The sequence below is a fragment of the Nonomuraea glycinis genome (genome assembly GCF_014646515.1).
Classification (GTDB): domain Bacteria; phylum Actinomycetota; class Actinomycetes; order Streptosporangiales; family Streptosporangiaceae; genus Nonomuraea; species Nonomuraea glycinis.
The window spans coordinates 148011-161772 of sequence record NZ_BMNK01000008.1 but is presented as its reverse complement, the minus strand read 5'-3'; the positions used below and the strand labels follow the sequence as shown (position 1 = coordinate 161772).

Here is a 13762-nt window from a genome sequence, read left to right as displayed (position 1 = left end):
TGTCCCGAAATTTCTGGTTTTTGGGTAGGTGGAGGTGAACGGGTCCCCGCTGGTGGTGGCCGTCGACATCGGAGGCACCAAGATCGCGGCGGGTCTGGTGGACGCCGGGGGACGGCTGTACGAGCAGCGGAGAACGGCCACCCCGGCGGCCGAAGGCGGCGAGGCGATCATGGCGGCCGTGCTCGACTGCGCCCGTCCGCTCCGCGACCTCGGCGGCGACCGGGTCATGGCGTGCGGCATCGCGACGGCGGGTGTGGTGGACCCGGCCGGCCGCATCGCCGGCGCCACCGACCTGCTGAAGGGCTGGGCCGGCACCGACGTGCGGGGCATTGCCGAGCGCGGCCTGGGACTTCCCGCCCAGGTGGTCAACGACTGCCACGCGGCGGGCACGGCCGAGGCACGCATCGGCGCGGCACGCGGTGCGAGGACCGGTCTCGTGGTCGCCGTCGGCACCGGGATCGGTGGCGCGCTCGTGGCGGACGGCGCGACGGTGACGGGCCGGTCAGGGACGGCGGGCGCCATCGGTCACGTGCCGGCCCCGGTGGCCGGCGTGACGACGAGGGCCATGGGGGCGCCTGCGACGGCGACGGTCGTGGCCGGGCGTAGGTGCTCCTGCGGTGCGTTCGACCATGTCGAGGCGCATGCCTCAGGACCGGCGATCGAGCGCTCGTACAGGGAGGTGACAGGGCGGGTGCTGGAGTTGAGGGAGATCGCGTCCCTGGCCCGGTCGGGGCAGCCGCAGGCCCGTCACGTGATCACGGCGGCGGCGAGCCTTCTGGGGCGGGTGCTCGGCGGCGCGGCCAACCTGCTGGACCCGGACGTGATCGTGCTCGCGGGCGGCGTGTCCAGGCTCGGCTCACTGCTGCTGAGCCCGGTGCGCCGGGGCTTTCGGGCCGAGGCGCTGACGGGTGTGCGTGGTGTCCCCATCCGGGAGGCCGTTCTGGGGGAGAGGGCCGGCCTCGTCGGCGCTGGGTTGTCCGCGTTGTACGCGACGTGAGAGCGACTCTGTCAGAAGGGCTGGTGCGTCGATCCCGACGAACTGCCTGATGAGCTGTTGATCAGTGCCATTACGACTGCGGAGTTGTCGGTCGGCGTCCTGGCGGCAACGGGACCCCGGGAACTGGCACAGCGATTGAAGGTTCCGGTGTCCCGCCCGAAGTGAACCTCGGGCGAGATGGCAGGCCGCGGGTCGCGTCCCCCTGACGCGGCCCGCGGCCTGGTTCTTGGGCGTCAGACGCCGGAGCCGGCGCGGATCCGGTCCGTCGTGCGATGCGTGGTCTCGCCGCGCATGCCTTCCGGCATGTCCTCCTCGCCCTGGTGCGTCTCCTCGATGCGGAGCGCGACCCCCATGGCGAAGAAGGTCGGCGCCCACTGGCCTACGAAGATGCCCCACCGGTCGGCCCGGTCTATGCCGGCTCGTTCGCCCTCTTTCGAGGCGAACCAGGTGGCGAAGGACAGGGCGATCGACCCAAGTCCAGCCAGGTACATGTGATTCGACTTAATGCCCATCTTGTGCAGCTTTTTGATCATGTTTCCCCCCTTGCGTTTGCTGTTACCCCAGGTTGGAGCCGATAACCCCAGCCCGGATCGGGCCCGGCGTATCCAGCGGCCTGGGGGAAAGCTCCTGGCATCGAGGCAAGAAGTCTTCCGCTATCGCTGGGATCGTTTCCGTATGAGCGAAGAGATCAGGACCTTCCGCGTCGACATCCCCCAGGCCGACCTCGACGACCTGCGCGAGCGGCTGAGCCGTACCCGGCTGCCCGTCCAGACGCCGGGGGCGGGCAGCGAGCGCGGCCTGACCGCCGCGCGGCTGCGCGAGCTCGCCGACCACTGGGCCACCGGCTACGACTGGCGCGAGCACGAGGCCCAGCTCAACGCCCACCCCCAGTACGTCACCACCATCGACTCCCAGGACATCCACTTCCTGCACGTACGCTCACCCGAGCCCGACGCGACCCCGCTGATCCTCACGCACGGCTGGCCCAGCTCCGTCGTGGAGTTCCTGGACGTGATCGGCCCGCTGACCGACCCCCGGGCGCACGGCGGCGACCCGGCCGACGCCTTCCACCTGGTCATCCCGTCGCTGCCCGGCTACGGGTTCTCCGCCCCGCTGACCGGCACCGGCTGGACGCTGGCGCGCATCGCGCGGACCTGGGCCACGCTGATGGCCAGGCTCGGCTACGACCGCTACGGCGCGCAGGGCGGCGACTGGGGCGCGGGCGTGTCCAGGGAGCTGCGCTTCGCCGACCCCGAGCACCTGATCGGCGTGCACGTGAACTACCTGATGACCTTCCCCACGGGAGAGCCGGGCGAGCTGGCGGGGCTGAGCGAGTCCGACCAGGCCAGGATCGAGGGGCTGGAGCGGTTCACCGGCGAGCTGGGCGGATATATGGCCATCCAGTCGACCCGGCCGCACACGCTGGCCTTCGGGCTGGCGGACTCGCCGGCCGGGCAGCTCGCCTGGATCGCGGAGAAGTTCGACGACTGGACCGAGGCAGGCGTCGACCGGGACCGCCTGCTCACCGACGTCTCGATCTACTGGCTGACGAACACGGCCGATTCGGCGGCGCAGCTCTACTGGGAGTTCTCCCACGCGTGGAGCATGCCGGAGCAGTCGCCCGTCCCGGTCGGCGTGGCCGTCTTCGCCCACGACTACGTCCGGCCGGTGCGCAGCCTGGCCGAGCGCACCGACAAGGTCGTGCACTGGACGGAGTTCGCCGACGGCGGCCACTTCCCGGCCATGGAGCAGCCCGAGGCGCTGGTCGCCGACATCCGGGCGTTCTTCGGAGGGCTGGACTGACAGCTTGGATTACCAACGTGTTTCCGCCGTGACGCATATGTATTGCGTGTTGCGCGGGTGAGTTACATGTAACTCCCGCACAGCCACGGATCGTCGGTGTGCGTAACCCCGGCTTCCTAACGTTCGAGTCCTGGCCACCCGAGCGTAGGAGGAACGATGGCGCGCTGGATCGCCGAGTGGCATCCCGACAACCCGACTTTCTGGCAGAACACCGGCCGGAAGGTCGCCCGTCGGAACCTGATCTTCTCGATCCTGGCCGAGCATCTCGGCTTCACCGTCTGGACGCTGTGGAGCATCGTGGCCGCCCAGATGGGCGCCTACGCCTTCTCCACCGACCAGCTCTTCTGGTTGATCGCGCTGCCGAACCTGATCGGCTCGGTGCTGCGGGTGCCGTACACCTTCGGCCCCGCCAGGTTCGGCGGGCGCAACTTCACCGTCGTCAGCGCGCTGCTGCTGATCATCCCGGCGGTGCTGCTCGGGGTGGCGGTGAGCGACCCCGCGACGCCGTACTGGATGTTCCTGGTGATCGCGGCGCTGGCCGGGTTCGGCGGCGGCAACTTCGCCTCCAGCATGGCCAACATCACCTACTTCTACCCCCGGGAGAAGCAGGGGGTGGCGCTCGGGCTGAACGCCGCGGGCGGCAACATCGGCGTCAGCTCGGTGCAGCTCGTCATCCCGCTGGTGATCGGGGCGTTCGGGCTGGCCGCGGCCGGCTGGTTCTGGATCCCGTTCATCGTGCTGGCCGCCGCCTGCGCGTGGTTCTTCATGGACAACCTGACCAGCGCCAAGGCCAGCCCGCGCGAGCAGATGGCGGTGGCGGGCAAGGCGCAGACGTGGATCATGTCGTTCCTGTACGTGGGCACGTTCGGCTCGTTCATCGGCTACTCCACGGCCTTCCCGCTGCTGAGCAAGAGCCTGTTCCCCGGCTCGCCGTGGGCGGTGGTGGCCTTCGCCGGGCCGCTCGTCGGCTCGCTGATCAGGCCGGTCGGCGGCTGGCTGGCCGACAAGTTCGGCGGCGCCCCGGTCACCCTGTGGAACTTCGCCGCCATGGGCGGCGGGGTGCTGCTGGTCTGGCTCGGCTCCGTCTCGGGCAACTTCTGGCTGTTCTTCCTGGCCTTCCAGCTGCTCTTCCTCACCTCCGGCATCGGCAACGGGTCCACCTACCGCATGATCCCGGCCATCTTCCAGGCCAAGGCGGTGGCCGAGCGCGGCACCGACGAGGCGGCCCTGCTGTACGGCAAGCGGCAGGCCTCCGCGGCCATCGGCATCATCTCCGCCGTCGGCGCCCTCGGCGGGTTCCTCATCAACCGGGCGTTCGGCATGTCGTTCGCGGCGACGGGCAGCCCGTCCCTCGCCTTCGCCGCCTTCGGGATCTTCTACCTGGCCTGCGTGGGGGTGACCTGGTGGTGCTACACCCGCACGGTGGGCGTCACCCGGGCCCCCAGCCTGGCCTACGCGAGGGTTTGATGGACGCACCGGTGAAGACGCACTGCCCGTACTGCGCCCTGCAGTGCGGGATGGCGATCGGCGGCCAGGGCACCGAGATCACCATCACCCCGCGGACCGACATCCCGGCGAACGCGGCCGGGGCGCTCTGCCAGAAGGGCTGGACGGCGGCCGAGCTGCTGACCAACGGCGAGCGACTGACCAGCCCGCTCCTGCACGGCGAGCCGGTGTCCTGGGAGGTGGCGCTCGACCACGTGGCCGAACGGCTCAGCGGCATCGCCGCCGAGCACGGCCCCGACGCCGTGGCCGTGTTCGGCGGGGGCGGGCTCACCAACGAGAAGGCGTACCTGCTCGGCAAGTTCGCCCGGGTCGCGCTGCGTACCAGCCAGATCGACTACAACGGCCGCTTCTGCATGTCGTCGGCCGCGGCCGCCTCGATCCGGGCGTTCGGCATGGACCGCGGCATGCCGTTCCCGATCACCGACCTGGCCGGGGCCGACGTCATCCTGCTGGCGGGCGGCAACCCGGCCGAGACGATGCCGCCGTTCGTCCGCCACCTGGACGGCGCCCGGCTGATCGTCATCGACCCGCGCCGCACCCCGACGGCCAAGCTCGCCTGGCTGCACCTGCGGCCCACGCCGGGCACCGACCTGGCGCTCGCGCTCGGCCTGCTGCACCTGGCCATCGCCGAAGAGCTCGTCGACGAGGCGTACATCGAGGAGCGGACCTCGGGCTTCGACGCGGTGCGCACCTCGCTGGCCGCCTGGTGGCCCGAGCGGGTGGAGCGGATCACCGGCGTGCCGGTGCCGCGCATGCGCGAGGCCGTACGCGCCCTCGCCGCCGCGAACAGCGCGTACGTCCTGACCGGCAGGGGAGCCGAGCAGCACGCCAAGGGCACCGACACGGTGACCGCGTTCGTCAACCTCGCCCTGGCGCTGGGCCTGCCCGGCCGGCAGGGCTCCGGGTACGGCTGCCTCACCGGGCAGGGCAACGGCCAGGGCGGCAGGGAGCACGGCCAGAAGGCCGACCAGCTCCCCGGCTACCGCAAGATCGACGACCCGGCGGCACGGGAGCACGTCGCGGGCGTGTGGGGCGTGCCGCCGGAGGACCTGCCGGGGCCGGGCCGCTCGGCCTACGAGCTGCTCGACGCCCTCGGCACGCCGGACGGGTCGCGCGCCATGCTGGTGTTCGGCTCCAACCCGGTCGTCTCGGCGCCCGCCTCGGCCCACGTCGCCGACCGGATCAAGGCGCTGGACCTGCTGGTGGTCTGCGACGTGGTGCTGTCGGAGACGGCGGCGCTGGCCGACGTGGTCCTTCCGGTCACGCAGTGGGCCGAGGAGACCGGCACGATGACCAACCTCGAAGGCCGCGTCCTGCTGCGCAGGCAGGCCGTCGAGCCGCCGGCCGGCGTCCGCAGCGACCTGGAGGTCATCGCCGGACTGGCCCGCCGGCTCGGTCACGACTTCGCCGACGAGCCCGGCAAGGTCTTCGAGGAGCTGCGCCGGGCCAGCGCCGGCGGCCCCGCCGACTACTCCGGCATCACCTACGAGCGGATCGCGGACGAGACCGGCGTGTTCTGGCCCTGCCCGGCGCCCGAGCACCCCGGCACGCCGCGGCCGTTCCTCGACTCCTTCGCCACCCCCGACGGCCGCGCCAGGTTCGTGCCCGTCGAACACCGGCCGCCGGTGGAGGACATCGACGAGGACTACCCCGTCTACCTGACGACGGGCCGCGTGCTGGCGCACTACCAGAGCGGCGCGCAGACCCGCAGGATCGCCTCCCTCACCAAGGCCGCGCCGCAGCCGTACGTGGAGCTCCATCCCGATCTGGCCGAGCGGCTGAAGATCGAGGCGGGGGACCAGGTGCTGGTGACGAGCAGGCGCGGCGAGAGCCGGGGCGAGGCCAGGATCAGCGACGCGATCAGGAGCGACACCGTGTTCATGCCCTTCCACTGGGAGGGGGCGAACCGCCTCACCAACCCGGCGCTCGACCCCACGTCCCGGATGCCCGAGTTCAAGGTCTGCGCCGTCAGAGTGGAGCGAGACGCATGAGGCTCGTCGTGGTGGGAAACGGCATGGCCGGATCACGGCTGGTCAGTGAGGTACGGGCGCGCGACCCGCACCTCACGATCACCGTGTTCGGCGCCGAGGAAGGCCACCCGTACAACCGGGTGCTGCTGTCGAACGTGCTCGCCGGCAAGGCCAGGGCCGAGCAGCTCCGGCTGCACGAGCTGTCCTGGTACGGCGCCAACCGGGTGGAGGCGGTGTCGGGCAGCGCGGTCGCGTGGATCGATCGGGAGACCCGCGCCGTGCACACCACCGACGGGCGCCGCGAACCGTACGACCTGCTCGTCCTGGCCACCGGCAGCGAGGCGTTCGTGCCCCGCATCCCCGGGGTCGAGCGGGCCATCCCGTTCCGCACCCTCGACGACTGCGACCGCATCCTCAAGGCCGCCGAGCACAGCCGCCGGGCGGTGGTCGTCGGCGGCGGGCTGCTCGGCATCGAGGCGGCCCGCGGCCTGGCCGGGCGCGGCCTGCCGGTCACCCTGCTGCACCTCGCCGACCACCTGATGGAGCGCCAGCTCGACCCCGAGGCCGGGCTGGTGCTCGGCGAGACCCTCACCGGGCTCGGCGTGGACATCCGCACCGGCGTGGTGGCCGAGGCCGTCGAGGAGGACGGCGTCCGGCTGGCCGGTGGCGAGCTGGCCGACGGCGACCTGGTCGTGCTCGCCTGCGGCGTCCGCCCGCTGACCGGCCTGGCCGCCGAGGCGGGCCTGGAGGTGCGCCGCGGCATCGTCGTCGACGACGAGATGCGCACCGACGACCCGTCGATCTTCGCCATCGGCGAGTGCGCCGAACACGACGGCAACGTCTACGGCCTGGTCGCGCCCGCCTGGGAGCAGGCCGCCGTGGCCGCCGACGTGATCACCGGCGGCAAGTCCCGCTACCGGGGCTCGCGGCTGGTGACCAGGCTCAAGGCGAGCAGCGTCGAACTCGCCGCGATGGGCGAGACGCAGCTCACCGACGAGCACGCCGAGGTGGTGCGCTTCAGCCACCGGGCGAAGGGGACCTACCGCAAGCTCGTCATCCGCGACGGCCGGCTGGTCGGCGCGATCCTGCTGGGCGACAGCGACGCCGTCGGCACGCTCACCCAGCTCTTCGACCGTGGCGGGCCGGTGCCGGGCGACCGGGCCGGGCTGCTGTTCCCGGGGCTGGCGGCGGCGCCGGTCGCGGAGAGTCCGGTGCTGATGCCGGACGCGGCCAAGGTCTGCCAGTGCAACAACGTGACCAAGGGTCAGATCCGGGCGTGCTGGGAAGCGGGCGCCAGGAACGTGGCCGGGGTGGCCGCCGCCACCAGGGCCACGACCGGCTGCGGCACCTGCCGTGACGCCGTGGAGGGGATCGTCGGCTGGTTGTGCGAACAAGAAGGGATCTCCGCGTGAAGAAGATCGTTGTGGTCGGGTACGGCCCCGCCGCTCACCGGCTCGTGGAAGCCCTGCTCCAGCGCGGCTTCGACGGCCGCATCACGGTGATCGGGGAGGAGCCCCGCCCGGCCTACGACCGGGTGGCGCTGACCTCCTACCTGTCCGGCGTCAGCGCCGAGGACCTGTCCTACCCGGTGCCGGAGCAGGCCGTGGTCAGGCTCGGCAGCCGCGTCACCGGCATCGACCGGCAGGCCCGCGTGGTCACCGTCGAAGGCGGCGCGCGGGAGCCCTACGACGTGCTGGTGCTGGCCACCGGGTCCGCGCCGTTCGTGCCGCCGGTGCCCGGCGCCGAGCACGCCTACGTCTACCGCACCATCGACGACCTGGACGCGATCAGGCTGGCGGCCAAGGAAGCCGCCGACGGCGTCGTCGTCGGCGGCGGGCTGCTCGGCCTGGAGGCGGCCGACGCGCTGCGCTCGCTCGGACTGCGCACCCACATCGTCGAGATGAGCCCGTGGCTGATGCCCCGCCAGGTGGACGAGGGCGGCGGCTCGGTGCTGAAGGCGCACATCGAGGAGCTCGGCCTGAGCGTGCACGCGGGCGCCGGCGTGCAGGAGATCGTCACCGACGACAAGGGGCAGGTCGCCGGGCTGCGCAAGCCCGACGGCACGATCATCGACGCCCAGGTGGTCGTCTTCTCCGCCGGCATCAGGCCGCGCGACGAGCTGGCCAGGGCGAGCGGGCTGGAGGTGGGCGAGCGCGGCGGCATCGTGGTCGACTCCGCGATGCGCACCTCCGACCCCGACATCTACGCCATCGGCGAGTGCGCGCTGTCCGGCGGCATGATCTACGGGCTGGTCGGGCCGTGCTTCACCATGGCCGAGGTGGCCGCCGACCGGATCCTGGGCGGCGGGGCCGGCTTCGAGGGCGCCGACATGTCCACCAAGCTCAAGCTCCTCGGCGTCGAGGTGGCCCAGTTCGGCGCCATGACGGGGGCGCTCGACGTCACCTACATGGACCCGGTGGCCGGCGTCTACAAGCGGCTGTTCATCAGCGACGACGCCCAGACGCTGCTCGGCGGCATCTGCGTCGGCGACGCCTCGCCGTACACCTCGTTGCGCTCCTTCGTCGGCAAGCCGCTGCCCGCACCCCCGTCCGACCTGCTGTTCACCGGCGGCGGCGCGCAGCTCGAGCTGCCGGACGACGCGCAGGTCTGCTCCTGCAACAACGTCAGCGCGGGCGCGGTCCGCTCGGCCATCGCCGACCACGGCTGCGCCGACGTGCCCGGCATCAAGGCCTGTACGCGGGCCGGCACGACCTGCGGGAGCTGCGTGCCGATGCTCAAGCAGCTTCTGGAGAAGTCGGGCGTCGAGGTCAGCAAGAACCTCTGCGAGCACTTCGCCTACTCCAGGGCCGAGCTGTTCGACATCGTCCGGGTGCGCGGCATCACCACGTTCTCCGAGCTCATCGCCGCGCACGGGGACGGCCGGGGCTGCGACATCTGCAAGCCCGCCGTCGCCTCCATCCTCGCCTCCCTGCACAACGGGCACGTGCTCGACGGCGAGATGGCGACGCTGCAGGACACCAACGACCGCTTCCTGGCCAACATCCAGAAGAACGGCACCTACTCCGTCGTCCCGCGCATCCCCGGCGGCGAGATCACCCCGGACAAGCTCATCGTCATCGGCGAGGTGGCCCGCGACTTCGGCCTCTACACCAAGATCACCGGGGGGCAGCGGATCGACCTGTTCGGCGCCAGCGTCGACCAGCTCCCGGAGATCTGGCGCCGGCTGGTGGACGCCGGGTTCGAGTCCGGCCACGCCTACGGCAAGGCGCTGCGCACGGTCAAGTCGTGCGTCGGGTCCACCTGGTGCCGCTACGGCGTGCAGGACTCCGTGGGCCTGGCCATCGAGCTGGAGCTGCGCTACCGGGGGCTGCGCTCGCCGCACAAGCTCAAGTCCGCCGTCTCCGGCTGCGCCCGCGAGTGCGCCGAGGCCAGATCCAAGGACTTCGGCATCATCGCCACCGAGCAGGGCTGGAACCTGTACGTGGGCGGCAACGGCGGCTTCAAGCCCCGCCACGCCGACCTGCTGGCCGGGGACCTGAGCACCGAAGAGCTGCTCAGGACCATCGACCGCTTCCTGATGTTCTACATCCGCACCGCCGACCGGCTGCAGCGCACCGCCGCCTGGGTGGAGTCGCTCGACGGCGGCCTCGACTACCTGCGCTCAGTGATCATCGACGACTCGCTGGGCATCTGCGCCGACCTCGACGCGCACATGAGCCAGCACGTCGCCACGTACCAGGATGAATGGAGGGCAACGTTGGAAGACCCGGAGAAGCTCAGCAGGTTCGTCAGTTTCGTCAACGCGCCGGGCGTCCCCGACCCGTCGATCGTCTTCGCCACCGAGCGTGGCCAGATCAAGCCGGTGGTGCTGTCATGAGCTGGGTGAACGTCTGCGGCTATCAGGTCCTGCAGCCCGAGCGGGGCGTGTGCGCCCTCGTCGACGGCCGGCAGGTGGCGCTGTTCCGCACCCACGACGGTGTGGTGCACGCGCTGGGCAACCAGGACCCCTTCAGCGGGGCGTACGTGCTCTCGCGCGGCATCGTCGGCACCAGGAAGGGCGAGCCGACCGTCGCCTCGCCGCTGCACAAGCAGGTGTTCTCGCTGGTCACCGGGCACTGCCTGGACGAGCCCGCGGTCACCGTGCCGGTCTACCAGGTCCGCCTGGACGGCGAGCTCGTGCAGGTCGCGGTGAGCGTTTAGCCGACCTGCCCCAGGGCATCCACCTGCTGAAACCTGGGGGACAGGGGGTGCAGGGTGCCGGCGTTCGACGCCTCCGCCTATGGTCGCGGCATCGCGGACATCTACGACGCCACCGTGCGTGACCTGCCGACCGAGCAGGCCGTCTCGCGGCTGTACGAGCTCGCCGCGGGCGGCCCGGTGCTGGAGTTCGGCATCGGCACCGGCCGCCTGGCCCTGCCCCTGATGGCGCGGGGCCTCACGGTGGCGGGCATCGACGGCTCGGCCGACATGGTCGAGGTGCTGCGTGCCAAGCCGGGCGGTGAGCGGATCCCGGTGACCATCGGCGACTTCGCCACGGCCACGGTCGACGGCGAGTTCGCCCTGGTGGTGCTCTCCACCAACACCATCTACGCGCTGCCGTCGCAGGACGCCCAGGTGGCGTGCTTCGCCAACGCCGCCGCGCACCTGCGTCCCGGCGGGCGGTTCGTGGTCGAGGCGTGGGTGCCCGACCTGACCGCCTTCACGGGCGGCAGCGCGCTGCGACTGCTGTCCATGAGCGAGGAGGTCGTCGTCGCCGAGGCGGCCCGGCTGTCGCCCGCCGAGCAGCTCATGCACACGACCAGGGTGCGGCTGAGCGCCGAAGGGGTGCGCATGCTGCCCGCCGACCACCGCTACGCCTGGCCGGCCGAGCTGGACCTGATGGCCAGGCTGGCCGGGATGCGACGCGAGCACCGCTGGTCGGACTGGACAGGAAGTCCGTTCGGTGACGAGAGCCGCGCGCACGTGTCGGTCTACCTCTGGAGTGCCTGATGCGCCTGCCCGCCGCCCGTGGCCCGATCACCGCTGAGCTCTTCGCCCGCCTCGGCGGCTCGCCGGACCGGATCGGCCCGCTGCCCGACTGCCCGCCGGGCGCGGTCCTGGACGACGACCTCCAGCTCGCCCTGTTCGCCTGTTACGAGCTGCACTATCAGGGCTTCGACGGGGTCGACGACCGCTGGGAGTGGGAGCCGTCGCTGCTGCGCGCGCGTGCCGTGCTCGAGAGCCGGTTCGAGGACGCGCTCGCCCAGGCCGTGCCCCGGCCGCAGCCGGTGGCTCCCGAGCACGTGCGCCGGGCGCTGACCGCGCTCACCGTCGCCGACGAGGGGCCGCCGATGGCGCAGTTCCTGCAGCGTACGGCCGAGCTGGAGCAGTTCCGCGAGTTCGCCGTGCACCGCTCCATCTACCAGCTCAAGGAGGGCGACCCGCACACCTGGGCGATCCCCCGCCTGCAGGGCGGCCCCAAGGCCGCGCTGGTGGAGATCCAGGCCGACGAGTACGGCGGCGGCCGCCGCGAGCGGATGCACTCCGAGCTGTTCCGCACCACCCTGCGCGGCCTCGGCCTCGACGACTCCTACGGCGCCTACCTCGGCCGCGTGCCCGGCATCACCCTGGCGATCTCCAACGCCATGTCGCTGTTCGGCCTGCACCGGCGGCTGCGCGGCGCGCTGGTCGGCCACCTGGCCGCGCTGGAGATGACTTCCTCGCTGCCCAACCGGCGCTACGCCGCCGGCCTGCGCCGGCTCGGCGGCGACGACGCCGCCGCCCGCTTCTACGACGAGCATGTGCAGGCCGACGCCGTGCACGAGCAGGTCGCGGCCAACGACCTGTGCGGCGGCTTCGCGGCCGCCTTCCCGTCCCTGGTCAACGACATCCTGTACGGCGCGGCCTGCGCGCTGACGCTCGAACGACTCTGGGCCGAGCAGGTCATGGACCGCTGGCAGTGCGGCGCGAGCTCGCTGCTCGAACCCGATCTGGCGGACCTCGTCGCGGGACAGTGATGGACCTCGACTATGTGCTGCCGCTGCGCTGGAGCGACGACGCCGGGCTGGAGGAGCTGACCGGCTACCTGCGCCGCCTGGCCCGGCACGCTCACGTGATCGTCGTCGACGGGAGCGCCGGGGAGCTCTACGACCGGCACGCCCGCCGCTGGCACGGCCTGGTCACCCATGTCCGTCCCGACGGCGGCCTGCGCTGCGCCAACGGCAAGGTCGCCGGCGTCGCCACCGGCCTGCGGCTGGCCCGCGCGGACCGGGTGGTGATCGCCGACGACGACGTCCGCTACGACGAGCGCGGCCTGCTCGGCATGTGCCGGCTGCTCGCCGAGGCCGACCTGGTGCGCCCGCAGAACTTCTTCGACCCGCTGCCCTGGCACGCCCGCTGGGACACCGCCCGCACCCTGCTCAACCGGGCGCTCGGCACCGACCATCCCGGCACCCTCGGCGTCCGCAGGTCCTTCTACCTGCGGATGGGCGGCTACGACGGCGACGTGCTGTTCGAGAACCTGGAGCTGGTCCGCACCGTGCGGGCCCACGGCGGGCGCGTCGTCACCGCGCCGGACCTGTACGTGCGCCGGCTGCCCTGCGAGGTCCGGCGCTTCTGGTCCCAGCGGGTCCGCCAGGCCTACGACGACCTGGCGCAGCCCGTCAGGATGGGGCTGTTCCTGTCGGTGCTGCCCGCGCTGACCGCCGCGCTGCTGCGCCGCCGCTATGGCGTGGTGGCGGCGGGCGCGGGGCTGGCCGTGATCACGGCCGAGGCGGGGCGGCGCCGGGCGGGCGGACGAGCGGTCTTTCCCGCCGCCGGGTCACTGTTCGCGCCGGTCTGGGTCCTGGAACGCGCCATATGCAGCTGGCTGGCTCTCTGCGCGGCACTCACCGGCGGCGTGCCGTACGCGGGACGCCGGGTGCGGCGGGCCGCCCACTCCACCCGCTGGCTGCGCCGTCACGCGGTCTCACCGCCGGGCGCCCGGAACCCGGTCACCTTGTGCGAGCCGTCGCAGAACGGCTTGACCGAGGAGTGGCCGCACCGGCACAGCGCCACGGTCGCCCGGTCGCAGGCGATCGGCTCGCCGTCCGGGGTGCGAAGCTCGAACGGTCCGCGCAGGAGCAGCGGGCCGTCCTCGTAAGCCGTCACCGTGACCGGCTCATCCCTGTCGTGCGGCATGTGTCCCGGCTGCCCGGTGAAGCGCTTCGGAAACGCCGCTAGGAGCGGCGGTCCAACTCCAGGGGTGGGTAGACGTGCGCGCCTGGATGGGCCGCTGGAAGGACGCATCGCCGTTCGGCGTCGGCGCTGTCGCAACGCTCCGCGTCTTCACGCTGGGGCAGAGGTTCAGGGGGATGAACGCTTAGGCTCGCCTTATTTTTCGGCACTGGCACGACGGTATCGGCGGCGCACCGGGGCTCAGGTCTCTAACCGGCAACGATCGTGGCTCTGAACGATCTCTCCAAATTCAGTGAAGGGTGACAGTGATTAAGGTTCGCGCCCGTGGCCGGAGGTGGTAAAGGGCCTGTGCGAACTGGATAAAGTGCGC

11 protein-coding genes and 1 pseudogene are annotated in these 13762 nt (G+C 71.9%); 10 read left to right on the top strand and 2 right to left on the bottom strand.

Annotated elements, in window-relative coordinates:
• Positions 1-34 precede the first annotated feature (34 nt).
• Positions 35-997, top strand: a complete 963-nt coding sequence (locus IEY87_RS23315; protein WP_189140872.1) for an ROK family protein — start codon at positions 35-37, stop codon at positions 995-997.
• Positions 998-1230: 233 nt separating this feature from the next.
• On the opposite strand, the gene IEY87_RS23310 is transcribed toward IEY87_RS23315, so the two are convergent.
• Positions 1231-1530: a hypothetical protein gene (locus tag IEY87_RS23310; RefSeq protein WP_225277542.1), complete on the bottom strand. Its 300-nt coding sequence runs from the start codon at positions 1528-1530 to the stop codon at positions 1231-1233.
• A 142-nt stretch (positions 1531-1672) separates the two neighbouring features.
• Here IEY87_RS23310 and IEY87_RS23305 point away from each other — a divergent pair, with 142 nt between their 5' ends.
• The 9 genes from IEY87_RS23305 (at position 1673) to IEY87_RS47015 (ending at position 13357) form a co-directional block, all read left to right on the top strand.
• Positions 1673-2800 (top strand): epoxide hydrolase family protein, encoded by a 1128-nt coding sequence (locus IEY87_RS23305; protein WP_189140871.1) that lies wholly within the window; start codon positions 1673-1675, stop codon positions 2798-2800.
• 156 nt (positions 2801-2956) lie between these two features.
• The gene (locus IEY87_RS23300; protein ID WP_189140870.1) at positions 2957-4267 is read left to right on the top strand and encodes an MFS transporter; all 1311 of its coding nucleotides are present in this window, start codon (positions 2957-2959) and stop codon (positions 4265-4267) included.
• Positions 4267-6297 (top strand): molybdopterin oxidoreductase family protein, encoded by a 2031-nt coding sequence (locus IEY87_RS23295; protein WP_189140869.1) that lies wholly within the window; start codon positions 4267-4269, stop codon positions 6295-6297. The genes IEY87_RS23300 and IEY87_RS23295 overlap by 1 nt, the downstream gene beginning before the upstream one ends.
• Positions 6294-7688 carry an FAD-dependent oxidoreductase gene (locus IEY87_RS23290; RefSeq protein ID WP_189140868.1) on the top strand — a complete coding sequence of 465 codons (1395 nt, stop codon included), beginning with the start codon at positions 6294-6296 and terminating at the stop codon, positions 7686-7688. The genes IEY87_RS23295 and IEY87_RS23290 overlap by 4 nt, the downstream gene beginning before the upstream one ends.
• Positions 7685-10114: a nitrite reductase large subunit NirB gene (nirB, locus tag IEY87_RS23285; RefSeq protein WP_189140867.1), complete on the top strand. Its 2430-nt coding sequence runs from the start codon at positions 7685-7687 to the stop codon at positions 10112-10114. Before IEY87_RS23290 ends, nirB begins: the two co-directional genes overlap by 4 nt.
• A complete protein-coding gene (nirD, locus tag IEY87_RS23280; protein ID WP_189140866.1) occupies positions 10111-10437 on the top strand; it encodes a nitrite reductase small subunit NirD in 327 nt (108 codons plus the stop codon). Before nirB ends, nirD begins: the two co-directional genes overlap by 4 nt.
• Before the next feature lie 54 nt (positions 10438-10491).
• The gene (locus IEY87_RS23275) at positions 10492-11226 is read left to right on the top strand and encodes a class I SAM-dependent DNA methyltransferase (RefSeq protein ID WP_189140865.1); all 735 of its coding nucleotides are present in this window, start codon (positions 10492-10494) and stop codon (positions 11224-11226) included.
• Positions 11226-12233: an iron-containing redox enzyme family protein gene (locus tag IEY87_RS23270; RefSeq protein WP_189140864.1), complete on the top strand. Its 1008-nt coding sequence runs from the start codon at positions 11226-11228 to the stop codon at positions 12231-12233. The genes IEY87_RS23275 and IEY87_RS23270 overlap by 1 nt, the downstream gene beginning before the upstream one ends.
• Positions 12233-13357 carry a glycosyltransferase family 2 protein gene (locus tag IEY87_RS47015; RefSeq protein ID WP_308112977.1) on the top strand — a complete coding sequence of 375 codons (1125 nt, stop codon included), beginning with the start codon at positions 12233-12235 and terminating at the stop codon, positions 13355-13357. The genes IEY87_RS23270 and IEY87_RS47015 overlap by 1 nt, the downstream gene beginning before the upstream one ends.
• On the opposite strand, the pseudogene IEY87_RS47010 reads toward IEY87_RS47015, so the two are convergent.
• A pseudogene (locus IEY87_RS47010) lies at positions 13273-13503 on the bottom strand (hypothetical protein); the annotation flags it as partial. The gene IEY87_RS47015 and the pseudogene IEY87_RS47010 overlap by 85 nt on opposite strands.
• Positions 13504-13762 lie beyond the last annotated feature (259 nt).